The organism is Pseudomonas sp. KH_027 (assembly GCF_057838565.1).
Genome location: NZ_CM174470.1, coordinates 2,905,452 through 2,929,887 on the forward strand (window position 1 = coordinate 2,905,452; position 24,436 = coordinate 2,929,887).

Here is a 24,436-nt window from a genome sequence, read left to right on the forward strand (position 1 = left end):
ATCTGAATCAGAGATGCCTATGACCAGCCACGTAAAAGCCTACCGTGCCGCCATCCTGCACAGCATCGCCGACCCGGCCGAAGTGGGTATCGAGCAGTCCTTTGAATACTTCGACGATGGCCTGCTCGTCATCGAAAACGGCCAGGTCGCCCAGGTCGGCCACGCCGCCGATCTGCTGCCGAGCCTAAAGGGCGTTGAGATCAGCGAATACCGCGACGCCCTGATCACCCCGGGCTTTATCGACACCCATATCCACTACCCGCAGACCGGCATGATCGCCGCCTATGGCGAGCAACTGCTGGACTGGCTGAACACCTACACCTTCCCCACCGAAAAGCAGTTTGCCGACAAGGCCCATGCCGCCGATGTGGCGAGTATTTTCCTCAAGGAACTGCTGCGCAACGGCACCACCACCGCACTGGTGTTCGGCAGTGTGCACAAGCAATCGGTCGACGCCTTTTTCGAGGCCTGCGAAGCACTGAACCTGCGGATGATCGCCGGCAAGGTGATGATGGACCGCAATGCACCGGACTACCTGACCGACACCGCGCAATCGAGCTATGCAGATAGTAAGGAACTGATCGAACGCTGGCACGGCAAGGCCCGCCTGCACTATGCGGTAACCCCCCGTTTCGCCCCCACCAGCACGCCGGAACAACTGACCTTGGCCGGCCAGTTGCTGCAGGAATACCCGGACCTGTACATGCACACCCACCTCTCGGAAAACCTCGACGAGATCGACTGGGTCAAAGCCCTGTTCCCCGAACAGAACGGCTACCTGGACGTCTACGACCACTTCCAGTTGCTCGGCGAGCGCTCGATGTTCGCCCATGGCGTGCACCTGTGCGATGCCGAGTGTCAGCGTCTGGCGCAAACCGGCTCGGCCATCGCCCACTGCCCGACCTCCAACCTGTTCCTCGGCAGCGGTCTGTTCAACCTCAAGCAAGCCGAACAGTTCAAGGTCAACGTCGGCCTGGGCACCGATGTCGGCGCCGGCACCAGTTTCTCCATGCTGCAAACCCTGAACGAGGCTTACAAGGTCCAGCAGTTGCAGCGCAACAAGCTCAGCCCGTTCAAATCGCTGTACCTGGCCACCCTCGGCGGCGCCCGGGCCTTGCGCCTGGACGAGCGGATCGGCAGCTTCGCCAGCGGCAAGGATGCGGACTTCATCGTCCTCGATTACCACGCCACGCCGCTGCTGTCCTACCGCTTGCAGCAAGCGAAGAACATCGAGGAAAAACTCTTCGTACTGATGACCATCGGCGATGACCGCGCGATTCTGGAAACTTTCGCCGCCGGCCAGAGCGTGCATCAACGCTGATCCAATCGCGGCTAAAGCCTCTCCCACAAAAAAGCACGGCTCCTTTCCTGTGGGAGCGGCTTTAGCCGCGATGCTTTTGCAAGGCGGATAACCGCAAAGCGGTTATCCGCCGTCGGCATCGACGCCTGCACCTGGAATCGGCGGAGCTGTTTCAACCGCGAACCTCGCCGCATGTATCCGCCCCATGGCGGCCCATAAAAAAACAGCCTATCGAGGCAAGCCGTTCGCTTAAGGTGTTGAAAGTAAGTGACTGAGCCCATCTAGCTCGGGGTCTAGAAACAGAAAACCCTCGGAGAAATTATCTTCCGAGGGTTTTTTCTTTTCCGGCCCAGGTGGGGCAAGACTTTCCGCTCAGCCCATCAACACTTTTACTGAACGTCTTGCTATCGAGGGCGTTTTTTGTTCTACGGCGACGTAGGGTGCGCTGTGCGCACCAACCCCATCAACGTGGCGCAGCGCTACGCGGGGCTTTCTTCTTGGTCGGCAGCAGGTGCGAGAACACCGCATGCAGATCGTCAGAGGCGCTGTCTTCGTCCAGGTTCAGTTTGCTGTCGATATGATCCATGTGGTGCATCATCAAGCTCACGGCCTTGGCGCTGTCGCGCGCCTCGATCGCGTCGATCAGCTGATTGTGCTCGTCGTAGGAACAGTGCGACCGGCTGCCGCTCTCGTACTGGGCGATGATCAACGACGTCTGCGACACCAGGCTGCGCTGGAAGCTGATCAAGGGGGCATTCTTCGCCGCTTCGGCCAACTTCAAGTGGAACTCGCCGGAGAGGCGGATTCCGGCACCGCGATCGCCACGGGAAAAGCTGGTTTGCTCGTCGCTGACCATCTGCCGCAGCTCAGCCAATTGCTCGGCCGTGGCGTGCTCGACCGCCAACTCGGTGATCGCGCGCTCGACCATGCGCCGGGCGTAGAAAATCTGTCGCGCTTCATCGACGCTCGGGCTTGCCACCACCGCGCCACGATTGGGGCGCAGCAGCACCACGCCTTCATGGGCCAGGCGGGACAAGGCACGGCGGATGATGGTGCGGCTGACACCGAAAATCTCGCCCAGGGCCTCTTCGCTCAGCTTGGTGCCCGGCGCCAAGCGCTGTTCGAGGATGGCATCGAAGATATGCGCGTAAACGACATCGTCCTGAGTCCCGCTGCGGCTGCTTTTGCCGGCACGCGTTTGCTTCTTGAGGGGCTGCAATTGTTCGTTCATTCGGGCTCGCGTCAGAAAAGGTCGGCGGTCATGCGCGACTCTACTGCCTTTCCCGGCTCTGCGGGCAAGCAGAAGAGGGAAAAGTCAGAAGGTAAAACTACCGGAGCATTGTACACAATCAAACCGGCCTGCACACGCTACGCCCCGCCACCCTTGCTTACTCAGTAAAAGGTTGGTCCTTTTGCCGGGCGGCTCCTGCCCAGTTATTTATGCTGCAACCTGAGCGCATATCCCGCATGGAGCTCATGCGCAAATGGCGACTTTCTTGCCAGCGATACCGCGCACCCAGGCCCAAGACAACCTGGATTCGACCTTATCGCCCCAGCAAAACAATCTATCACCATGTTTTAAAAGAACTTATAGAAATAGCAAAGCAAAACTGCCGCGCCCAACTCCTCGCTCCATATACCGACAATCCAGCGGTGCGAATTCAGCAACAGTGAAAACATTATTTGCTTTTTTTGTATACAAAAGCATAATCGCGCTCGTGTGACTTCCTGACCAACGAGTCAACAAAGACCGCCAGCAAGCGCATCACGCACACCACCTGCCTCAGAGAGCCGCGGAGCTTAGCCCCAGACTTTCGGTGACCAAAAATACAAGAGATGAGGAGTACCCCGCTGTGGAAAGCACTAAACAAGAACAACTCTATGCCGCGACCCCCGCCCGCTCTGGCCTGCTTGAGCGCCTGTTCAAACTGAGCCTGCATCGCACCACAGTCAAAACCGAGCTGGCCGCCGGCCTGACAACCTTCATCACCATGGCCTACATCATTTTCGTCAACCCCAACATCATGGCCGATGCCGGCATCGATCACGGTGCGGCCTTCGTCGCCACCTGTATCGCCGCTGCATTCGGTTGCTTCCTGATGGGCTTCTACGCCAACTGGCCGGTTGGCCTGGCACCGGGCATGGGTCTCAACGCATTTTTCACCTACACCGTGGTCGGCACCATGGGTTACAGCTGGCAGATCGCCCTCGGCGCGGTGTTCCTCTCCGGCATCCTGTTCATGATCCTGACGTTCTCGCGGATTCGAGAGTGGCTGCTCAATAGCATCCCCAGCAGCCTGCGCTTTGCGATGGGCGCCGGGGTCGGGCTGTTCCTCGGGCTGATCGGCCTGAAAACCGCCGGTATCGTGGTCGCCAGCCCAGCCACGCTGATCAAGCTAGGCGATCTGACCTCCGCTGGCCCGCTGCTGGCAGCGATCTGCTTCCTGATGATCGCCGTGCTCGAATACCACCGCGTATTCGGCGGCATCCTGATCAGTATCCTCACCGTCACGTTGGCGGGCTGGGGGTTGGGTCTGGTCGAGTTCGGCGGAATCTTCTCGATGCCGCCGAGCATCGCGCCGACCTGGCTGGCGATGGATATTACCGGCGCCCTCAACGTCGGCATGATCAGCGTCATCCTGGCCTTCCTCTTCGTGCACATGTTCGACACCGCCGGCACCCTGATGGGCGTGGCGCAGCGCGCCAAACTGGTCGATGAGAACGGTCATATCGAGAACCTGAGCAAGGCGATGAAAGCCGACAGCACCTCCAGCGCGTTCGGCGCACTGGTTGGCTGCCCACCCGTCACCAGCTATGTGGAAAGTGCCGCAGGCGTCGCCGCCGGTGGTCGTACCGGCCTGACCGCAGTCACCGTCGGCGTGCTGTTCATCGCCGCGATGTTCTTCGCCCCGCTGGCCGGGATGATTCCGGCCTACGCTACCGCTGGCGCGCTGATCTATGTGGCGATGCTGATGATGAGCGGCATGGCGCACATCGACTGGGAGGACCACACCAACACCATCCCGGCCATTATCACGGTGGTGATGATGCCACTGACCTTCTCGGTCACCGATGGCCTGGCCTTGGGCTTTATCACCTTCGTGGCACTCAAGCTGTTTACTGGCAAGCACAAGGAAATTACTGTCAGCCTGTATGCCCTGGCGGCAATCTGCCTCGCCAAGTTCATCTTCCTGTAAAGTTCGAGCGAGCGACAACAAGCCTCAGCGCGCCAGCGCTGGGGCTTTTCTGCATCTGGAGAGACGTACGATGAATTTGGAAACCTGGCTGCTGTTCAGCAGTGCCGCACTGATCGTGATCCTGATCCCCGGCCCCCTGTCCCTGCTGATGGTCAGCAACAGCCTGAACTATGGCTTGCGCCGCTCCCTGCCGGCGTTTGTCGGTGGCGTCAGCGCTTCGATCTGCTTGCTCAGCGCGTCCGCTCTGGGGTTAGGCGCCCTGCTGCTCGCTTCGGAAAAGTTGTTTAGCGCGCTGAAGATCATTGGCGCGCTTTACCTGTTTTATCTCGCCTGGCAAAGCTGGGTCGAGTCGCGCCAAGCGGCCAAACCCGCACGCGCCGAAGAACAGCCCGTCAACCCAAGCTGGCGCAGCATGTTCTGGAAAGCCTTCGGCCTAGGCGCCAGCAACCCGAAGGACATCCTGTTTTTCGCCGCCTTCCTGCCGCAATTCATCAGCGCCGAACGCCCGCTGCTGACGCAATTGCTGGTGATGATCGCCACCTGGACCGTACTCGATCTGGCCAGCAAGCTGTTCTACGGCTTGAGTGCGCGCGGTGCCGCGCGTTTTCTGCGCTCGGGCAAGGGCCAGGTGTGGTTCAACCGCATCAGTGCCGGGCTGTTCGCCGGAGCGGGCACAGCGTCATTGCTCAGCCGTTAAGGCGCCTGGAAACAGGCGTCGCTCTGCTCAGCCTCGACTGATTAGCGGGCTTTCGCGCATGCCTGGGGCACACGCAAGCGCAACCTGGCTGCCCACACCCCGATTTGCGACCAAGCCAACAGGCAGGGCTGGCGATCCTCTTCCCAGTCCAGCCCGCGTACAAACCAAGGGCGAAAAAAAGCCCGCAGTGTGGCGGGCTAAAGACTCTTCCAAAGGAACTGGCGCTGACCGTGCGCGCAGCCTAACTACCGCGGTAGGTGGAATAGCTGTAAGGCGAAATCAGTAGCGGCACGTGGTAATGATCCTGCCCGGCGTTGATGCCAAAGCGCAGTACCACCACATCCAGAAAGGCCGGGCTGGGCAACTCGACACCACGGGCGCGGTAGTAATCGCCAGCGTGGAACTGTAGTTGGTAGACACCGCTGACGTAGTCAGCACCCTGCAGAATCGGCGCATCGCAGCGGCCATCGGCATTGGTCAGTACGGTTGCGATCAATTCCAGCCGCTCGGCTTCGACCCGATACAGCTCGACCTTGATCGCGCTGCCAGGGCAGCCATGTGCGGCATCCAGTACATGCGTGGTTAAACGTCCCATCGGTTCAGGGCATCTGTGCTCGCCAAGCGAACGCTACAGACGCCACGCCTCCTTTACTCAGTTGAATTCGATACGCCGCACAGGCAAAAGCCCCGGCGCAAGCCAAGCATAGCATGCCGACGAAAAATATAAGACACTTTAAGATAAAATTGTACACAATAATTACAGCGCGATGCTCATAAAGCAATTCAGCTAGCCTCAGCCTGGTCGACCAGTCGGCTCAGCCAGAGGTGGTTCAAGATGGATGCCCTTGAGCACTGAGCTAATTTCCTTGCAACGACAACGGCGCGAAAAACGGTGAAATTTTAGATTTACAAAGTACCACTCACTTTGTATACAATCACCCCATCACGATCGCCCACGCCAGAACCCTTTGGCATTCCCTGCGATCGCAACATCTTCAAGAAGGAAAACTGCGGTGAGCGCTGACTATCCTCGAGACCTGATCGGTTACGGCAACGACATCCCCCACCCGCACTGGCCGGGTAATGCGCGTATTGCGATCTCCTTCGTGCTGAATTACGAAGAAGGCGGCGAACGCAATATCCTGCACGGCGATAAAGAGTCCGAAGCCTTTCTCTCCGAAATGGTCGCCGCACAACCGCTGCAAGGCGCACGCAACATGAGCATGGAGTCGCTGTACGAGTACGGCAGCCGTGCAGGCGTGTGGCGCATTCTCAAGCTGTTCCAGAAATTCGATATTCCGCTGACCGTCTTCGCCGTGGCCATGGCCGCCCAGCGCCATCCGGAGCTGATCCGCGCCATGGCCGCCGCTGGCCACGAGATCTGCAGCCACGGCTACCGCTGGATCGACTATCAATACATGGATGAGGCCCAGGAGCGCGAGCACATGCTCGAAGCCATCCGCATCCTCACCGAGATCACTGGCGAACGGCCGCTGGGTTGGTACACCGGCCGCACCGGCCCGAACAGCCGCCGCCTGGTGATGGAGGAAGGTGGTTTCCTCTATGACTCCGATACCTACGACGACGACCTGCCCTACTGGGAAAGCAACAACCCGACCGACAAGCCGCACCTGGTGATCCCCTACACCCTGGACACCAACGACATGCGCTTCACCCAGGTCCAGGGCTTCAACTGCGGCGAGCAGTTCTTCCAGTACCTCAAAGACGCGTTCGATGTGCTCTACGAGGAAGGCGCCGAGGCGCCGAAGATGCTTTCCATTGGCCTGCACTGCCGCCTGATCGGCCGTCCAGCGCGCCTGGCGGCCCTGCAACGCTTTATTGAATACGCGCAAAGCCAGGAGCAGGTCTGGTTCACCCGGCGCATCGATATCGCCCGCCACTGGCACGCAAACCATCCATTTCAACAACAGTCGCTCAAACAGGAGAGCTCGAAATGAGCCGCTTTCAAACCCTGGAGCCTTCGCAACTGACGCGCGAAGCCTTCGTCGCGGCCTTCGCCGACATCTACGAACACTCGCCCTGGGTCGCCGAAAAGGCTTTTGACCTGGGCCTGGATGCCAGCGTCGACGAGATCGACGGCCTGCACCAGCGCATGGCCGATATTTTGCTGAGTGCGGACAAGGCTGCGCAATTGGCGCTGATCAACGCTCACCCGGACTTGGCCGGCAAAGCCGCCGTACGCGGCGAACTGACTGAAGCCAGCACCTCGGAGCAATCCGGTGCCGGCATCCACGAATGCACGGCTGAAGAGTTTCAACGCTTCACCGAGCTGAACGACGCCTACAAAGCGAAGTTCGCGTTCCCCTTCATCATGGCGGTCAAAGGCAGCAATCGGCACCAGATCCTGGCGGCATTCGAAGAGCGCATCCACAACTCGACCGATGCCGAGTTCACCCGGGCGCTGGCCGAGATCAACAAGATCGCGCTGTTCCGGCTGCAAACCCTGTAAGCCTGCTCCTATAGAGAACAGAAGGCCGCCACCTCCCCCGCCCCCAATTAAGGCAGACAACTCATGAAAGCTTACGCCGTACCCTTCGAGAAATTCGTCAACCTCGCCGATGCCCGCCTCGGCACCCAAGCCATCTCCGTCACCGACGACTGGTTTGCCGACGTCAACCGCCTGTTCCAGCCGACTCCGGCGGTGTGGAAAGAAGGCGTGTTCGATGACAACGGCAAGTGGATGGATGGCTGGGAATCGCGCCGCAAGCGCTTCGAAGGTTACGACAGCGCCGTGATCCGCCTCGGCGTACCAGGCTCGATCAAGGGTGTGGACATCGACACCAGCTTCTTCACCGGTAACTTCCCGCCGTCCGCCTCCCTCGAAGCCTGCTTCGTGGCCGAAGGCGATCCGAGCGATGCGACCCAGTGGACTGAAGTGCTGAGCGCCGTGGAACTGCAAGGCAACAGCCATCACTACCATGAGATCAACAACGCCCAGGCCTGGACACACTTGCGTTTCAACATCTACCCGGACGGTGGTGTAGCCCGTCTGCGCGTATATGGCATCCCGTTCCGCGACTGGTCCTCGGTCGGTGACAACGAGCAGCTCGACCTGGCCAGCGCCCTCAATGGCGGTCGCGCCCTGGCCTGCTCCGATGAACACTTCGGGCGCATGAGCAACATTCTCAACCCGGGCCGTGGCATCAATATGGGTGACGGCTGGGAAACCGCGCGCCGCCGTACGCCAGGCAACGACTGGGTGATCGTCGCCCTCGGCCACCCGGGCGAAATCGAACGCATCGTGGTCGACACCCTGCACTTCAAAGGCAACTACCCGGACAGCTGCTCGATCCAGGCGGCCTTCGTCAAAGGCGGCACCGACAGCCAGATCGAAACGCAAAGCCTGTTCTGGCGCGAACTGCTGCCAAGCCAGAAACTGTCCATGCACGCCGAGCACGAGTACGCCGAACAGATCAACGCCCTCGGCCCGATCACCCACATTCGCCTGAACCTGTTCCCGGACGGTGGCGTCAGCCGTCTGCGCTTGTTTGGCAAAATAAAATAACCGCAGGAGGGGCTTTAGCCACGAAGCTCTTTCGCGGCTAAAGCCCCTCCCACAAGTCCCGCCTCCTCTCCCACGGAGAGGGGAGATAAACCAACGAACAAGCAGAACCAACATGCGCACACTGATCATCGAACCGTTGAGCAAAGAAGCCTTCGCCCCCTTTGGCGACGTCATTGAAACCGACGGCAGCGAGCACTTCATGATCAACAACGGCTCCACCCGTCGCTATCACAAACTGGCGACGGTCGAGACTGCGCAGCCGGACGATAAAGCCATCATCAGTATTTTCAGTGCCCAGGCGCTGGAAATGCCCTTGACCATCCGCATGTTGGAGCGCCATCCGCTGGGCAGTCAGGCGTTTATTCCGCTGCTCGGCAACCCTTTTCTGATCGTGGTCGCGCCACTTGGCGATGCACCTGAATCAGAGTTAGTCCGCGCCTTCCGCAGCAACGGCAGGCAGGGCGTCAATTACCATCGCGGCGTCTGGCACCACCCGGTGCTGACGATCGAAAAGCGGGATGACTTCCTGGTGGTTGATCGCAGTGGTTCTGGCAACAACTGCGATGAGCATTTTTTTACCGAGGATGAACAGGTTCTCCTCAACCCCCACCAATAAGAGAAGCTCAGGGGCCCGGCACGCCGGCACTGGGAAAGAGGTAAAGACTGTGGAAGCACATTTGATTGAATGGCTGAATCTGGGCGTTCGCTGGATTCACATGATCGTCGGCATCGCCTGGATTGGCGCATCCTTTTATTTTGTCTGGTTGGAAAACAACCTCAACCGGGTCAACCCGAAAGACGGGCTGGCCGGTGACCTATGGGCGATCCACGGTGGTGGCATCTATCACCTGGAGAAGTACAAACTCGCTCCGCCGAAAATGCCGGACAACCTGCACTGGTTCAAATGGGAAGCCTATTGGACCTGGATGTCGGGCGTCACCCTGCTGATGATCGTTTACTACCTCAACCCGACGCTGTATCTGATTGCACCGGGTAGCGACATGGCGCCAGGCATTGCCATCGCCATCGGCATCGCCTCGCTGGTCGCCGGCTGGTTCGTCTACGACTTCCTCTGCGATTCGCCGCTGGGCAAGCAACCGGCCCTGCTCGGCCTGGTGTTGTTCGTGCTGCTGGTCGCCGCTTCGTTTGGCCTGAGCCAGGTGTTCAGCGGGCGCGGTGCTTACATCCATGTCGGCGCCATCATCGGCACCATCATGGTCGGCAACGTCTTCCGTACCATCATGCCGGCCCAGCGCGCACTGGTTAAAGCCATCGAAGAAAACCGCACGCCGGATCCGGCACTGCCGGCCAAAGGTCTGCTGCGCTCGCGCCACAACAACTACTTCACCCTGCCGGTGCTGTTCATCATGATCAGCAACCACTTCCCGAGTACCTACGGCAGCCAGTACAACTGGTTGATCCTCTCGGGTATTGCCGTGCTGGCCGTGATCGTTCGTCACTACTTCAACACCCGCCATCAGAGCAACGCGTTCTCCTGGGCGTTGCCAGCTGGCGCACTGGGCATGATCTGCCTGGCCTTTGTCACCGGCCCGGGCTTGAAGTCGACAACCCCGCAAGTGGCGAAAACTGAAGTCATCGAATACATGCCGATTCCGGCAACCGCCATCAGCGGCGCCAAACCGGAAGCCAAAGCGCCAGCCCCTGCCGCAGCAGCCAAGGAACCCGTCGCCACCAGCGCCGCACTGGCTCCAGCCGCCGCCGGCTTCGACAAGGTACACAGCGTGATTCAAGAACGTTGCACGGTCTGTCACTCGGCCAAGCCGACCAGCCCGCTGTTCAGCGCAGCGCCTGGCGGCGTGATGCTCGATACCCCGCAGCAGATCCAGCAGCTGGCGCCGAAGATCCAGGCCCAGGCTGTCGCCACGCAGACCATGCCGCTAGGCAACATCACCCAGATGACCCAGGAAGAACGCGACCTGATCGGCGCCTGGATTGCCCAGGGCGCACAGACCAACTGACCGACGTTTTGCCGCGCCCTCGGGCGCGGCTCTTTTGGCTATGCCTGAGCCAACAGCTCAGGGCACGCCTTGGGAAGGCAGAAGCACGGTAGCTACCGTCTCACTCGTCAGTGGGCAAGAGCCCGTCGAACCTCAAAAGCTTGCCCCGATGTGAGTACGCCGTAGGCGATATGCAGTTGCGCAAGGTAGATAACCCGCAAAGCGGTTTTCCACCATGCGGCAGCCATGCTGCTTCCACGGTGGATAAAAGAGCGTTATCCACCCTACGTCGATTGATGATCTGCTGCAGGTGCTGGGTAACTGCAAGCAGTAAACCGCCCCGCCTCACGCCGCCGAGTCATGACTTTGACCACTGCAATGGTGGCCAAAATGGCGCGCCTACCCACCGGCAGCGTGCTGATAAGCGCATTGCCGTGCCCACAGCAGAGCCTGCGCAAACCTCCCCTTTCCCCCCGATCAAGACAACAGCGCGGGCCTTCCTGCGTCGTTAGGCGCTTGCTCACTCCTGAAAAACCCTGCAAAAATCCTGACCGTCAAGTCAAAATTTAAATATGTATACAAATAATTAGACAATCACAGATCTAAATGTCTACAGTTGCCGCACAAAAACAAATAGCGAGAGGTTCTCACCATGAAAACGTCCACTGCTAGAACAACTCCAGAGCAACGTCCCGAGGACGAGAAGCTGGGTGTTGGCGCCAACTTGGCCTACGGCCTGCAGCACGTCCTGACCATGTACGGCGGCATTGTCGCGGTGCCGCTGATCGTCGGTCAGGCGGCCGGGCTTTCCCCCAGCGACATTGGCTTGCTGATTACCGCGTCGTTGTTCGTCGGTGGCCTGGCGACACTGTTGCAGACCCTCGGCCTGCCCTTCTTCGGTTGCCAGTTGCCGCTGGTGCAAGGGGTGTCCTTCGCTGGCGTCGCCACCATGATTGCCATCGTTACCACCAACGGCGGCGGCAGCGGTGGTGGTGTTCAGGCGGTGCTAGGCGCAGTGGTTGCCGCTTCGCTGATCGGCCTGCTGATAACGCCGATCTTCTCGAAGGTCACCAAATTCTTCCCGCCGCTGGTGTCGGGAATCGTGATCACCACCATCGGTCTGACGCTGATGCCGGTCGCGGCGCGCTGGGCCATGGGCGGCAACAGCCGTGCCGAGGATTTTGGCAGCATGTCCAATATCGGCCTGGCCGCCATCACCCTGGCCATCGTGCTGCTGCTGAGCAAGGTCGGTAGCGCGACGATTTCGCGCCTGTCGATCCTGCTGGCGATGGTCATCGGCACCGTGATCGCCCTGTGCTTCGGTATGGCCGATTTCTCCAAAGTCAGCTCCGGCCCGCTCCTGGCCTTCCCGACGCCTTTCCATTTCGGCCTGCCGACCTTTGAAGTGGCGGCGATCATTTCCATGCTGATCGTGATCCTGGTGACCATGGTGGAAACCTCGGCGGATATCCTCGCGGTCGGTGACATCATCGAGACCAAGGTGGACTCCCGGCGCCTGGGCAACGGCCTGCGCGCCGACATGATTTCCAGCATGTTCGCGCCGATCTTCGGCTCCTTCACCCAGAGCGCCTTCGCCCAGAACGTCGGCCTGGTTGCCGTCACCGGGGTCAAGAGCCGCTATGTGGTGGCTACTGGCGGTCTGATTCTGGTGAGCCTGGGCTTGCTGCCGGTGATGGGCCGGGTGATCGCCGCCGTGCCGACTTCGGTCCTCGGTGGCGCCGGTATCGTCCTGTTCGGCACCGTGGCCGCCAGTGGCATCCGTACCTTGTCCAAGGTCGACTACCGCAACAACATGAACCTGATCATCGTCGCGACCTCCATCGGCTTCGGCATGATTCCGATCGCCGCCCCGGCCTTCTATGATCATTTCCCCAGTTGGTTCGCCACCATCTTTCACTCCGGCATCAGCTCGGCGGCGATCATGGCGATCCTCTTGAACCTGTTGTTCAACCACTTCACCACCGGCAACTCGGATCAACAGTCGGTGTTCGTCGCCGGCACCGAGCGCAGCCTGCGTTATCAGGATATTGCCGCGCTCAATGAAGGCGATCACTTCATCGACGGCAAGCTCTACGATGCCCAGGGCGAGGAAGTCCCGGTAATCGTCGAAGACGACCACGCGCCGAAGCCCCATCGAGTGACGGCACCCGCCCGGCAGCCCACTAGCGCGCTTTAGCCAGCGGCACTCAGGCTACAACTGCACAGGCATTGCTATCCACTTCCGATTCCGACAGCCATCCGGGTGCCGGAAGTGGGTGGCGCTACTCGACGAAGCCCTGGACCTACAGCCAACCGACTTCTTCGCCGCCCTCCCGGCCTGGGATAGGGCCTATCACTCACAGCCCTATCGCCATCTCGGCCCTCTGGGCCGTACTGCTCAAGCGACTATTTAACCTGCTGCTCAACATCCTCGGTGCAAAGGAGCGCGCTCACCTGCGCGGCCACGCCGAGTCCGAGGCAGAGGCCGAGTAAGGCCTTGGCCAGTGTCCAGAAGCACAACAAGAAGGAAAACCCGCATGATCCGCTACCCAAGCCTGGCGCTCGGCGCCGCCCTTATCGCCGCCAGCCCGACCAGCTTCGCCGGCACAGAGGAAGGCAAGCTGTTCGAATGGGTGAACAACAGCGTCGGTTTCCGTTACGGCCAGCAGTTCACCAACCCGAACAACCCGGATAAGTTCGCCAAGCGCGTCTACAGTTTCACCCACGCCGACGGCTACCGCTACGGCAGCAACTTCTTCAACCTCGACGTCTTCCTCTCCGACAGCAGTGACCCACGCAAGGGCACCGACCACGGCGGCAGCGAGGTGTATGGCGTGTATCGCCATCAGCTGTTCGCCTCGCGGGTGTTCGACCGGCCGCTGGGCACCGGGCTGATCAAGGACTACGCCTTCACCTTCGGCTTCGACGCCAACCGCAACAACAACCGGGCCTCGGCGAAGAAGCGCGCCCTGGTGTTCGGCCCGACGCTGAAGTTCAACGGCCCCGGCGTGCTCGACCTGAGCCTGATGTCCTACCGCGAGAAGAACCACTCGGGCATTCCCGGCGTGCGTCACCCGGATCACACCTTCGACACCACCTACATGCTCAACCTGACCTGGCTGCGGCCGTTCCAGATCGGCGACCACGCGGCCAAGTTCCAAGGCTTCGTCAACCACGTCGGCGACAAGGGCGAGGACTACAACGACAACGACACCGCCCCCGAGACACTGATGCGCACCGCGCTGATGGTGGCCACCCTGCCAGGCGCGAAGACCAAGCCGAACCTCTGGCTCGGCGTCGGTTATGAGTACTGGCACAACAAGTTCGGCGTGGACGGCGGCCGCGGCAGCCGCACCTCGACGCCAACACTGAACCTGGAGTTGAGCTTCTGATCAAGCCCGCCACAAGGCGGGCTTTTTGTTGGTCCTTCGCGGCTTACCGGGGGATCTGGGCATAGCGCTCAGCTGCAGGGGCGAATTCATTGGTTATGTGCCCAGCCTGCGCGACCAATTTTTTGTACACAATTTTCAATTAAATTGTTATTTACCTTGTCCACAGAGTGTTATAGTCGAAAACCTGACCTTGCGATCAACTTATTGACAGGTCCGTCAGCAGGGTACCCCCGCGCCCCGTAAGCCCACGACCAAATAAAAACAATTGGCAGGCTAACCATGAGCACAACCGCTAGCTCTCGTCGCAACAACCGCGCCGAGCTTATCTACGGCCTGGAAGACAGACCGCACTTCAGTGCGGTGATCTTCGCCGCCCTGCAACACGTGCTGGCGACTTTCGTTGGCATCATCACCCTCGATAGTCGTAGGCGCCTTCGCGGCGATCCCGTCGAACATCTTCCTGCCGGAAGAATATCTCGAACTGGAAGAACGCAAACTCGACCCGCAAGCTTCGCCACTCGAAGTGCCGCAGCCCCCCAGCGACGCAGCCGCCATCGACAACCCCAGCCCAGCGAATCCACTGACCCGACCAGCACAAGCCAGCCTGTCGAGCTGAAGTACTGGGTGCCGGCCCCCTCTTCAACCCTTGCCACGGCCACTGCCCTGACCTGAAACCCGCGTCAGTGCGGTGGTCAACGCAAGGGATGAGAAGCCCCGTAAACCACTACAACAAGGAAAACCGCATGAACCTGAAGCACCTGCCCCACTGCCTCGCCCTGTCAGCCGGTCTGTTTACCGCTAGCCAGGCGGCCATCGCCGGCGATTTGCTGCACTGGCAAGACAATAGCCTGACCTATCTGAATGGCAGCAACTTCAACGAAATGAACTTCGACGCCGAAGAACAGCGCTCGCAAACTACCTATACCTTCGAGCACGCCAGCGGCTGGAAGTGGGGCGACATCTTTGCCTTCTACGACTACATCGATGCGGACAACCTCCAGTACAGCGGCAGCTTTGAACAGGGCACCTTCCATACCAGTGAGAACGACAGCTTCTACTACATGGAGATTAATCCCCGCGTCAGCGGCAGCTGGCTGACCGGCCAAAGCCTCTCGGCCGGCCCGCTGAAGGACGTCCTGGCAGCCTTCGTGTATGAAAAAGGCAATGGCGGCCCCGGCACCGAAAACTACCTGTACGGTATTGGTCTGGACTGGAATGTGCCCGGCTTCGCCTTCCTACAGACCAACCTGTATCGGGTCAAGATCAACGATCACGTGTTCTTCACCGACACCGGCGGCCCAGGCTATGCCGAACAGCTGACCATCGCTGGCGCCTACCCCTTCAACGTCGGCAAGCAGAGCTTCGTCATCGACGGCTATGTCGACTGGCGCAGCCCTTCCAAGGATGCCGGCACCCAGACCTCGCTCGGCTCCTCGATCCAGATCAAATGGGATGCGGGCAAGGCCCTGTTCGGCGACGAGCGTAAACTCTACGTCGGCACCGAGCTGAACATGTGGCACAACAAGTACGGCCTCAAACCCGTCGACGGCTCCGACGATGGTTTCGACCAGGCCGCCGTCCAGGCGCTGGTGAAATACCACTTCTAAAGCATTTGGCCGCTGCCAGGTAGGCGGCAGCGGTCAAGCAAAAGGGGGATAACGCCGAACGTTATCCCCCTTTTGCTTTTGCTGCGCCTGCGGCAAGCAAGCTCAGCAAAGGTTTAAGACTCTTTGCGGCCATACAGGATGCCGCTCGCTTGCACTATGCGTTCAGCCGGCACTCGCAACTGCACCAGCAAATACTGCGCAAACTCTGGCGAATACGGCTGCCGGACAATAGCTCTGTGCATACACAGCAACCACGCATCGCGCTCCCCTGCGCCAATCGGCCAGCGCGCGTGGAACTGCGGAATATTGATCGGCCCGTAGTTCTCGGCATAAAGCCGCGGCCCACCCAGCCAGCCACACAAGAAACTAGCCAACTTATTGCGCGCCTGATCCAAGCTCTTGCCGTGCATTTTCCTGACGCTGGCGATGTCACTCGACTCGTCCATGATTTGATAGAAGTCGTCGACCAACTTGTTAATGCCTTCGATACCGCCGGCCGCCAGGAAGGACGCATCACCGACGCCGAAAACAGGGGGTGTACTGGAGGACATAGATGGATACCTCACGATTAATTCGCTCGTTCCCAGGCTCCAGCATGGGAACTCAGCCCAAGACGCTCCGCGCCTGCTCAGCCGCCCGACACCTCCATCCCCCTTTTGCATGGCCGCCGGGAATTTTCCGGCAGAGGCCAGAAGGGCCAGGCAGAGAGGCGCCCCGGCATGCAGCGCGACTCAATTATCGCCACGCCCTTCGCACTTGACCTCTTTCTTGTATTCATCGCGCTTGGCTTCGATCTTCACCCGACAGGGCCCGTCCCAAAACACCTCTTTCCATTCGCCCCGCCGCCAGGTCGCGCCTCGACCGTTGGGACATTTGATCTCTTCCTTGTACTGGCCGTCATCGGACTCCTGCTTCACCCGGCACGGACCGTCCCAGAACTCGTCCTTCCAGTTTTCATCACGGTCGTAATAGTCGCGATTATCCCGCCGCTGGTCCGCCATGGCTGGACTCAGCATGCCGACCCCCAAGGTTGCCAGGCACATCAGCAGAACGGGTTTCACACTCATCTCGTCACCTCGGCAAGAAAGGATCCGCCACGGCAGGCGGGGCGCGGACGGATCCCGCCATTGCAGCGCTCTGATCACCACGATGAGCCTGCCGAACGATAAGACAACGATCCCGTGCCGGTTGCTCAGGCGCGCCGAAAAAAATACCGCGAGCATGGGTCGACCAGCAGAACTTTGCCCGGAGAAAGCAGCGCTTAGAGACCCGCCGCCTCTTTGGCTTTCTGCCGCTTGAGGAAGTCCACCTTCCACTGCTCCATGCCGATAAACTCCGAATCGAGATTGGCCTCGACTTGGTATTTGGCTTTAAGCGCGGCGATTTCGGCGTGCTGCTCCACCAGGAACTGGTCGAAACGCTGAAGCAGCTCGGGGTGTTTAACCGTCGAGAGGTTGAAGGTGCTGCGGGTGTAGGGCAGTTGCGGGTCGAACACCAGGGCGCCAGGGCGGGCGCGGATGTTGTCGAGGTAATACGTAGCGACCACCACGTTGAAGTAGGCGCCGTCGGCGTCTTTCTTCAGCGCTTGCTTGATCATCTGTTGCAGGTCGGCGCCCTGGAACAGCTGGATCTGCTGCGCGGCGATGCGCTCCTGGTAGGCCCAGGGCGTCCAGCCATTCACCACCGCCAGGCGTTTCAGCTGTTCCAGGCCTCGGCCCTGCTGTTGCGGGGCGACCAGCACGCCGTCGACGTAATTGACCACGCCCTGGCTGTAGCTCAAGCCCTTGCCGGCTTTTTGCGACTGCGACCAGTTGGGGTTGTCCGGGTATTTGAAATCCACCTCGCCTTGCAGCAGCGCCGGTAGCAAGCGCTCGACCGGCAGCGCCTTGTACTGCAATTGCACACCACTCTTGGCCGCGAACAGGTCCAGCACCTCGCGGGCGAAGCCCTCGTAATTGCCCTGTTTATCGGTGCTGTAGTGCGGCAAGAAGGCCAGGCTCTCCACACCCACCACATAGGTTTGCGCCTGGGCGCTGGTGGAGAGCAAAACGGCTAACAGACTGCAGACGCGTGTGGGCTTCACAGCAACCCTCCTGGTTAGTATTGGATCGACTTAAGCGGGGATATTTCGATCGTTCCCACGCTCAGCGTGGATATGCAGGCGAAGGCGCTTCGTGTCGGCTCCACCGAGCAACTCCCGTACTGGAGCGTGGGAAACCGCCATAACGATCTGGCGATGCGGCCTAGCCACCGGTCATGCTCATGAACCTCAATACCTGTACTTGCTCCTCGACCTCGAAGTGATGGCGCTCCGGCTTGAGTTGCAGGGCACTCTGCAGCGCTTCGCGCAGACGCTGGCTGTCGCCGGGGTGGGCGCGCAGCAAGGCTTTCAGATCGAGGGCGCCATCATGGCCGAGGCACAGCACCAGCTTGCCCTCGGCGGTCACCCGCACGCGGTTGCAGTCGCCGCAAAAATTGTGACTGTGTGGCGAGATGAAACCGACCTGGGTAGCGCTACCGACCACCTGCCAGTAGCGCGACGGCCCGCCCGTGACGCGGCGGCTGCGCACCAGGGCGTAGCGCTGTTCGATGCGCGCGCGCACCTCATCACTGGAGCAGAATGTCTCTTCGCGCTTGTGGCTGGAGATGCTGCCCAGCGGCATCTCCTCGATAAAGCTGATGTCCAGCCCGCGCTCGACGGCGAACTCGACCAGGTCGAGCACTTCATCGTCGTTGCGGCCCTTTTGCACCACGCTGTTGAGCTTGATCTTGGTGAAGCCAGCCGCCCGCGCCGCTTCAATGCCGGCCAGCACCTGGTCGAGCTGGTCGCGTCGAGTGAAAGCGGCGAAACGTTCGCGCTGCAGGGAATCGATACTGATATTCAGGCGCTTGACGCCGGCGGCGCGCAGTTGCGGCGCCATCCGATGGAGTTGCGAGCCGTTGCTGGTGATCGCCAGGTCGTCCAACTCCGGACGGGCGCCCAGGCGTGCCAGCAAACTCAGCAGGTTCTTGCGCACCAGGGGCTCGCCACCCGTGATGCGGATGCGCTTTACCCCGAGGCCGATGAAGGCGTCGGCCACGGCATAGAGTTCTTCCAGGCTGAGGATCTGCTCGCGCGGAGCGAAGACCATGTCTTCGCTCATGCAGTAGGTGCAGCGGAAGTCACAGCGATCAGTGACCGACAGACGCAGGTAGGTGATGCGCCGACCAAAGGGGTCGACCAGCTTGGGACTGTGCAAAGAGGTCTCCTGGCGCATGGGCCGAGGCATTTTTGTTGTTGACCGTTAAGTCAGGAATGTAACCAGAATCCTCCCAGCGCGTATACAAAAATTTGCCATTACTGCACACGCAGGTGGGCTGTCGCAGGGAGCGGGCCATGCCCGCGAAAGCTTTTCAAGCAAGGGCATCGCAGGCATGGCCAACTCCTGCGGGTTATGCGCATTCCGATTCAGGCCCAGTAACGTTGAGCCTCGCGCGAGGCCGGTGCTACCATGCCCGACCGCCCGTCACCCCTCCTCGGACAGCAAAAGAGTCGTTAAATGACCAGCATTCGCGAGCGCAATAAAGAAATGATTCTGCGCGCGGCCAGTGAAGAGTTCGCCGACAAGGGCTTCGCCGCAACCAAGACCAGCGATATCGCTGCCAAGGCGGGCTTGCCCAAGCCCAACGTGTATTACTACTTCAAGTCGAAAGAGAACCTCTACCGCGAGGTGCTGGAAAGCATCATCGAGCCCCTGCTGCAGGCCTCGGCGCCGTTCAATGAAGGTGGCCGACCGGCAGAGGTACTGAAGGCCTACATCCGCTCGAAGATCCGCATTTCCCGCGAACTGGCTTACGCCTCCAAGGTATTCGCCAGCGAGATCATGCACGGTGCGCCGCACCTGTCGACGGAACAGACCGCCCAACTCAACGGCCAAGCCAAGCACAACATAAGCTGCATCCAGGCCTGGATCGACCAGGGCCTGATGGCCAAGGTCGACCCCAACCACCTGTTGTTCAGCATCTGGGCGGCGACCCAGACCTACGCCGACTTCGACTGGCAGATCTCCACCGTCACCGGCAAAGCCAGCCTCGACGATGCCGATTACGAAGCGGCCGCCGAGACCATCATTCGCCTGGTGATCAAAGGCTGCGAGATCGATGACAGCCCAGTCAGCCACCCCGAACAGGTTGCCAGCGCCTGAGTTCGATCCCCACTTTGATGGGCGCAGGCAGCACTCCACACCAGGAGCGGGCCATGCCCGCGGTGCTTTAGCCGCATTTGGCGGGGCGGCAGCCGCTCTTTAGGGCTTGCAGCATTTCCCACATCCATGTGGGTTGCAGGCCCGCTCCTACAAGCCCCTAGCCCGCATCGGCCATCAAGCCGACCGCCAGCACACCTTTGACCGCGCATTGCTCGTCGATATCAGAGGTGTCGCCGCTGATGCCGATGGCACCAATCACCGCATTCTGCGCATTGCGGATCAGCACGCCACCCGGTGCCGGGATCAGGTTGCCGTCAGCCAGATTGTTCACCGCACCGATAAACGCCGGGCGCTGCTGCGCGTCGGCGGCAATCAGACGCGACCCCTTGCCCAGCGCCACCGCGCCCCAGGCTTTGCCGATGGCGATTTGCGGCCGGAGCATGCTCGCGCCGTCTTCGCGCAGCAGCGAGATCAAATGGCCACCTGCATCCAGCACCGCAATGGTCAGCGGCGCGGCGGAGATGGCGCGGCCTGCAGCCAGGGCCTGGTTGGTAATGCTGGTAGCGGTTTGCAGCGTTAAAGCGTTCATCGTCGAACCTTCTTATTGGAGTGAAAAAGCGCAAGAAACCACCTGCCGGCGCTGTCTGGCAGCGCGACTGCCCTAGCTCGCAGCCGCCAGAAAATGCGATCCGCGCCGAGCGGAGGCAATCGAAAAGGCAACGCCAATATCCCACCTAAAACAAAAAACGCAACCAAACAACACAATAAAATAGATACTTGTATACACGATCATCAGCAAGAACCCATGATCCTGCGCAGGCTCCGCTCAAACAGCTGTTTTAAAAGATTTTTTCACGGGCGTGTTTTGCCGGATAAAAAAACTTGACCGTTAAGTCATGTGCTGAATAGAATCAGCCACAGAAAGTTGTATACAATTTAAGAACAAAAGAGGCACAAAAAAATGGCCAGAATGAGAGCAATCGAGGCAGCCGTCCTCGTAATGCGCCGTGAAGGCGTTGACACCGCGTTCGGCATCCCCGGCGCCGCGATCAACCCCCTGTATTCCTCGCTGAAAAAAGTCGGCGGCATCGACCACGTCCTGGCCCGTCACGTTGAAGGCGCCTCGCACATGGCCGAGGGCTACACCCGCACCAAAGCCGGCAACATCGGCGTGTGCATCGGTACTTCCGGCCCTGCCGGCACCGACATGGTCACCGGCCTGTACTCGGCCTCCGCCGACTCGATCCCGATCCTCTGCATCACCGGCCAGGCGCCGCGTGCACGCATGCACAAGGAAGATTTCCAGGCGGTCGACATCACCAGCATCGTCAAGCCGGTGACCAAGTGGGCGACCACCGTCATGGAGCCGGGCCAAGTGCCTTACGCGTTCCAGAAGGCCTTCTATGAAATGCGCAGCGGCCGCCCGGGCCCGGTGCTGATCGACCTGCCGTTCGACGTGCAGATGGCCGAGATCGAATTCGATATCGACGCCTACCAACCGTTGCCGCTGGCCAAGCCCGCCGCTAACCGCACCCAGATCGAAAAAGCCTTGGCAATGCTCAACGAAGCCGAGCGCCCGCTGATCGTTTCCGGTGGCGGCGTGATCAACGCCGACGCCAGCGCCAAGCTGGTGGAGTTCGCCGAGCTGGTTGGCGTACCGGTGGTACCGACCCTGATGGGCTGGGGCACGATCCCGGATGACCACGCCTTGATGGTCGGCATGGTCGGCCTGCAAACCTCGCACCGCTACGGCAACGCCACCCTGCTGGAATCCGACCTGGTACTGGGCATCGGCAACCGTTGGGCTAACCGCCACACGGGTTCGGTCGATGTCTACACCGCAGGCCGTCGCTTCATCCACGTCGACATCGAGCCGACGCAGATTGGCCGCGTATTCAACCCGGACCTGGGTATTGTCTCCGATGCCGGCGCCGCGCTGGACATGTTCCTCACCGTCGCCCGCGAGTGGCACGCCGCCGGCAAACTGAAGAACCGTGGCGCCTGGTTGGATGCCTGCCAGCAACGCAAGCGCAGCCTGCAACGCAAGACTCACTTCGACAACGTGCCGGTCAAGCCGCAACGCGTTTACGAAGAGATGAACGCGGTGTTCGGCCAGGACACCTGCTACGTCAGCACCATCGGCTTGTCGCAGATTGCCGGCGCGCAGTTCCTGCACGTCTACAAGCCGCGCCACTGGATCAACTGCGGCCAGGCCGGCCCATTGGGCTGGACCATTCCGGCGGCGCTGGGCGTGGTCAAGGCTGATCCGACCCGCAACGTGGTGGCGCTGTCCGGCGACTACGACTTCCAGTTCATGATCGAAGAGTTGGCTGTCGGCGCACAGTTCAACCTGCCCTACATCCATGTCGTGGTAAACAACTCCTACCTCGGCCTGATCCGTCAGGCGCAGCGCGGTTTCGAGATGGATTACTGCGTACAGCTGGCGTTCGACAACATCAACGCGCCGGAGCTGAATGGCTACGGCGTTGATCATGTCGCTGTAGTGGAAGGCCTGGGTTGCAAGGCGATCCGCGTGTTCGAGCCGAGCGAGATCCAGCCGGCCCTGCGCCAGGCGCAGGAACTGATGAAACAGCATCGGGTACCGGTGATGGTGGAAATCATTCTGGAGCGGGTGACCAACATCTCCATGGGCACCGAGATCAATGCGGTCAACGAGTTCGAAGACCTGGCGCTGACCGGTGCCGATGCACCGACGGCCATTTCGATGCTGGACTGATGCGCAACCATCCCCTCTCCCGCTTATGGGAGAGGGTTAGGGAGAGGGGCTTTTGCATTTACCCTCTCCCCCGGCCCCTCTCCCCCTCTACCTGAAATAAGGCCGGGAGAGGGGTGTTAACCGAGGAGAGTTCTTATGCCCCGTTTCGCTGCCAACCTGTCCATGCTGTTCACCGAAGTGAACTTCCTGGACCGTTTCGACGCTGCCGCCCAAGCCGGCTTCAGCGGCGTCGAATACCTGTTCCCCTATGACTTCAGCGCCGAGGAAATCAAGGCGCGCCTGGACGCCAATGGCCTGACCCAGGTGCTGTTCAACCTGCCCGCCGGTGACTGGGCCAAGGGTGAGCGCGGCATCGCCTGCCACCCGGACCGTGTGGCCGAGTTCCGCGCCGGCGTCGACCAGGCCATCGCCTACGCCAACGTGCTGGGCAACAAGCAGATCAACTGCCTGGCCGGCATCCGCCCGCAAGGTTTGGACTGCGCCAGCGTCGAGCAAACCTTTGTCGACAACCTCAAGTACGCGGCAGAGAAGCTGGCGTCTGCGGACATCAAGCTGGTCATGGAAATGATCAACACCCGCGACATCCCAGGCTTCTACCTGAACACCACGAAGCAGGCGCTGGCTATTCGCGAGAAGGTCGGCAACGCCAACCTGTACCTGCAATACGACATCTACCACATGCAAATCATGGAGGGCGATCTGGCCCGCACCATGGAAGGCAACCTGGCGCTGATCAACCACATACAACTGGCCGACAACCCGGGCCGCAACGAGCCGGGCACTGGCGAGATCAACTACCGCTTCCTCTTCGAGCACCTGGACCGCATTGGCTACCAGGGCTGGATCGGCTGTGAATACAAGCCGGCTACTACCACCGTTGCTGGCCTCGGCTGGCTGAAAACCCATAACGCCATTTAAGGAGCACCCTCATGGCTAAAATCGGATTTATCGGCACCGGCATCATGGGCAAGCCCATGGCTCAGAACCTGCAAAAAGCCGGGCACACCCTGTTCTTCTCGGAACATTTCGACAAAGCACCGGCCGACCTGCTGGGCAACAACGGCATCGGCCTGGCCAACCCGCGCGAAGTGGCCCAGGAAGCCGAGTTCATCATCATCATGGTGCCGGATACGCCGCAGGTTGAAGACGTGCTGTTCCGTAAGGACGGTGTAGTCGAAGGCGTTGGCGCCGGCAAAGTCGTGATCGACATGAGTTCGATCTCGCCGACTGCGACCAAAGTCTTCGCCGAGAAGATCAAGGCCACCGGCGCCGCCTACCTCGACGCACCGGTATCCGGTGGCGAAGTGGGCGCCAAGGCTGCGACTCTGAGCATCATGATCGGTGGTTGCCCGAATGCCTTCGAGCGCGCCCTGCCGCTGTTCCAGTCCATGGGCAAGAACATCACCCGCGTCGGCGGCAATGGCGACGGCCAGACCGCCAAGGTGGCCAACCAGATCATCGTCGCCCTGAATATTCAGGCGGTGGCCGAAGCGTTGCTGTTCGCCGCCAAGAACGGCGCCGATCCGGCCAAGGTGCGTGAAGCGCTGATGGGTGGCTTCGCCGGCTCGAAGATTCTCGAAGTGCATGGCGAGCGTATGATCAAAGGCACTTTCGACCCGGGCTTCCGCATCAGCCTGCACCAGAAGGATCTCAACCTGGCCCTGGCCGGCGCCCGCGAATTGGGCCTGAACCTGCCCAACACCGCCAACGCCCAGCAGGTGTTCAGCACGTGCGCGGCCATCGGCGGTAGCAACTGGGACCACTCGGCGCTGATCAAGGGCCTGGAACATATGGCCAACTTTTCGATCCGCGAAGAGTAAGCCCACCCCTCTCCCCAA

General features: G+C 60.4%; 23 protein-coding genes and 1 pseudogene. 17 read left to right on the forward strand and 7 right to left on the reverse strand.

From position 1 onward, the window contains the following. Positions 1-19: 19 nt before the first annotated feature. The gene (gene guaD / locus AC3IYG_RS13625) at positions 20-1,321 is read left to right on the forward strand and encodes a guanine deaminase (protein WP_489309193.1); all 1,302 of its coding nucleotides are present in this window, start codon (positions 20-22) and stop codon (positions 1,319-1,321) included. Positions 1,322-1,763: 442 nt separating this feature from the next. On the opposite strand, the gene AC3IYG_RS13630 is transcribed toward guaD, so the two are convergent. Next, the gene (locus AC3IYG_RS13630) at positions 1,764-2,531 is read right to left on the reverse strand and encodes a GntR family transcriptional regulator (RefSeq protein WP_489309195.1); all 768 of its coding nucleotides are present in this window, start codon (positions 2,529-2,531) and stop codon (positions 1,764-1,766) included. Between the two features lie 622 nt (positions 2,532-3,153). Between AC3IYG_RS13630 and AC3IYG_RS13635 the strand changes: the two genes are divergently transcribed. Both AC3IYG_RS13635 and AC3IYG_RS13640 read left to right on the forward strand, forming a co-directional pair. Further along, positions 3,154-4,497 carry an NCS2 family permease gene (locus AC3IYG_RS13635; protein WP_489309197.1) on the forward strand — a complete coding sequence of 448 codons (1,344 nt, stop codon included), beginning with the start codon at positions 3,154-3,156 and terminating at the stop codon, positions 4,495-4,497. Positions 4,498-4,567: 70 nt separating this feature from the next. Then, a complete protein-coding gene (locus AC3IYG_RS13640) occupies positions 4,568-5,194 on the forward strand; it encodes a LysE family translocator (protein ID WP_489309199.1) in 627 nt (208 codons plus the stop codon). A gap of 241 nt (positions 5,195-5,435) precedes the next feature. Here AC3IYG_RS13640 and uraH read toward each other — a convergent pair whose 3' ends face one another. After that, the gene (gene uraH / locus AC3IYG_RS13645; protein WP_489309201.1) at positions 5,436-5,789 is read right to left on the reverse strand and encodes a hydroxyisourate hydrolase; all 354 of its coding nucleotides are present in this window, start codon (positions 5,787-5,789) and stop codon (positions 5,436-5,438) included. Positions 5,790-6,207: 418 nt separating this feature from the next. Here uraH and puuE point away from each other — a divergent pair, with 418 nt between their 5' ends. The 10 genes and pseudogenes from puuE (at position 6,208) to AC3IYG_RS13695 (ending at position 15,677) form a co-directional block, all read left to right on the forward strand. Continuing rightward, positions 6,208-7,152 carry an allantoinase PuuE gene (gene puuE / locus AC3IYG_RS13650; protein WP_489309203.1) on the forward strand — a complete coding sequence of 315 codons (945 nt, stop codon included), beginning with the start codon at positions 6,208-6,210 and terminating at the stop codon, positions 7,150-7,152. Beyond that, positions 7,149-7,664: a 2-oxo-4-hydroxy-4-carboxy-5-ureidoimidazoline decarboxylase gene (uraD, locus tag AC3IYG_RS13655; RefSeq protein ID WP_489309205.1), complete on the forward strand. Its 516-nt coding sequence runs from the start codon at positions 7,149-7,151 to the stop codon at positions 7,662-7,664. The genes puuE and uraD overlap by 4 nt, the downstream gene beginning before the upstream one ends. Positions 7,665-7,727: 63 nt before the next feature. Further along, positions 7,728-8,720, forward strand: coding sequence for an allantoicase (alc, locus tag AC3IYG_RS13660; protein WP_489309207.1), 993 nt, complete (start codon positions 7,728-7,730; stop codon positions 8,718-8,720). Positions 8,721-8,832: 112 nt separating this feature from the next. Then, a complete protein-coding gene (locus AC3IYG_RS13665) occupies positions 8,833-9,336 on the forward strand; it encodes an ureidoglycolate lyase (RefSeq protein ID WP_489309208.1) in 504 nt (167 codons plus the stop codon). 49 nt (positions 9,337-9,385) lie between these two features. Continuing rightward, complete coding sequence (locus AC3IYG_RS13670; RefSeq protein WP_489309210.1) at positions 9,386-10,699, forward strand: urate hydroxylase PuuD; 1,314 nt, start codon at positions 9,386-9,388, stop codon at positions 10,697-10,699. A 631-nt stretch (positions 10,700-11,330) separates the two neighbouring features. After that, positions 11,331-12,875: a nucleobase:cation symporter-2 family protein gene (locus tag AC3IYG_RS13675; protein WP_489309212.1), complete on the forward strand. Its 1,545-nt coding sequence runs from the start codon at positions 11,331-11,333 to the stop codon at positions 12,873-12,875. A 340-nt stretch (positions 12,876-13,215) separates the two neighbouring features. Then, positions 13,216-14,070 (forward strand): nucleoside-binding protein, encoded by an 855-nt coding sequence (locus AC3IYG_RS13680; RefSeq protein WP_489309214.1) that lies wholly within the window; start codon positions 13,216-13,218, stop codon positions 14,068-14,070. 279 nt (positions 14,071-14,349) lie between these two features. After that, a pseudogene (locus AC3IYG_RS13685) lies at positions 14,350-14,484 on the forward strand (hypothetical protein); the annotation flags it as partial. After that, positions 14,471-14,686, forward strand: coding sequence for a hypothetical protein (locus tag AC3IYG_RS13690; RefSeq protein WP_489314000.1), 216 nt, complete (start codon positions 14,471-14,473; stop codon positions 14,684-14,686). The pseudogene AC3IYG_RS13685 and the gene AC3IYG_RS13690, both read left to right, overlap by 14 nt. 127 nt (positions 14,687-14,813) lie before the next feature. Continuing rightward, on the forward strand, positions 14,814-15,677 hold the full coding sequence (locus AC3IYG_RS13695; protein ID WP_489309216.1) for an outer membrane protein OmpK: 864 nt from the start codon (positions 14,814-14,816) through the stop codon (positions 15,675-15,677). 113 nt (positions 15,678-15,790) lie between these two features. On the opposite strand, the gene AC3IYG_RS13700 is transcribed toward AC3IYG_RS13695, so the two are convergent. The 4 genes from AC3IYG_RS13700 to moaA form a co-directional block, all read right to left on the reverse strand. Continuing rightward, positions 15,791-16,228: a group II truncated hemoglobin gene (locus AC3IYG_RS13700; RefSeq protein ID WP_489309218.1), complete on the reverse strand. Its 438-nt coding sequence runs from the start codon at positions 16,226-16,228 to the stop codon at positions 15,791-15,793. A 180-nt stretch (positions 16,229-16,408) separates the two neighbouring features. Further along, the gene (locus AC3IYG_RS13705; RefSeq protein WP_489309219.1) at positions 16,409-16,900 is read right to left on the reverse strand and encodes a hypothetical protein; all 492 of its coding nucleotides are present in this window, start codon (positions 16,898-16,900) and stop codon (positions 16,409-16,411) included. A 38-nt stretch (positions 16,901-16,938) separates the two neighbouring features. After that, the gene (locus tag AC3IYG_RS13710) at positions 16,939-17,760 is read right to left on the reverse strand and encodes a substrate-binding periplasmic protein (protein WP_489309221.1); all 822 of its coding nucleotides are present in this window, start codon (positions 17,758-17,760) and stop codon (positions 16,939-16,941) included. A gap of 160 nt (positions 17,761-17,920) precedes the next feature. Continuing rightward, positions 17,921-18,916: a GTP 3',8-cyclase MoaA gene (moaA, locus tag AC3IYG_RS13715; RefSeq protein ID WP_489309223.1), complete on the reverse strand. Its 996-nt coding sequence runs from the start codon at positions 18,914-18,916 to the stop codon at positions 17,921-17,923. Between the two features lie 300 nt (positions 18,917-19,216). Here moaA and AC3IYG_RS13720 point away from each other — a divergent pair, with 300 nt between their 5' ends. Further along, entirely contained in the window at positions 19,217-19,861 is a 645-nt protein-coding gene (locus AC3IYG_RS13720; protein ID WP_489309225.1) for a TetR/AcrR family transcriptional regulator, read from the forward strand. A 157-nt stretch (positions 19,862-20,018) separates the two neighbouring features. Here AC3IYG_RS13720 and AC3IYG_RS13725 read toward each other — a convergent pair whose 3' ends face one another. After that, positions 20,019-20,450, reverse strand: coding sequence for a GlcG/HbpS family heme-binding protein (locus tag AC3IYG_RS13725; protein WP_489309227.1), 432 nt, complete (start codon positions 20,448-20,450; stop codon positions 20,019-20,021). A gap of 372 nt (positions 20,451-20,822) precedes the next feature. Here AC3IYG_RS13725 and gcl point away from each other — a divergent pair, with 372 nt between their 5' ends. The 3 genes from gcl (at position 20,823) to AC3IYG_RS13740 (ending at position 24,418) form a co-directional block, all read left to right on the forward strand. Beyond that, positions 20,823-22,598 (forward strand): glyoxylate carboligase, encoded by a 1,776-nt coding sequence (gene gcl, locus AC3IYG_RS13730; protein WP_489309228.1) that lies wholly within the window; start codon positions 20,823-20,825, stop codon positions 22,596-22,598. A 135-nt stretch (positions 22,599-22,733) separates the two neighbouring features. Continuing rightward, positions 22,734-23,516 (forward strand): hydroxypyruvate isomerase, encoded by a 783-nt coding sequence (hyi, locus tag AC3IYG_RS13735; RefSeq protein WP_489309230.1) that lies wholly within the window; start codon positions 22,734-22,736, stop codon positions 23,514-23,516. Between the two features lie 11 nt (positions 23,517-23,527). Then, positions 23,528-24,418 (forward strand): 2-hydroxy-3-oxopropionate reductase, encoded by an 891-nt coding sequence (locus AC3IYG_RS13740; RefSeq protein WP_489309232.1) that lies wholly within the window; start codon positions 23,528-23,530, stop codon positions 24,416-24,418. The last annotated feature ends 18 nt before the right edge of the window (positions 24,419-24,436 follow it).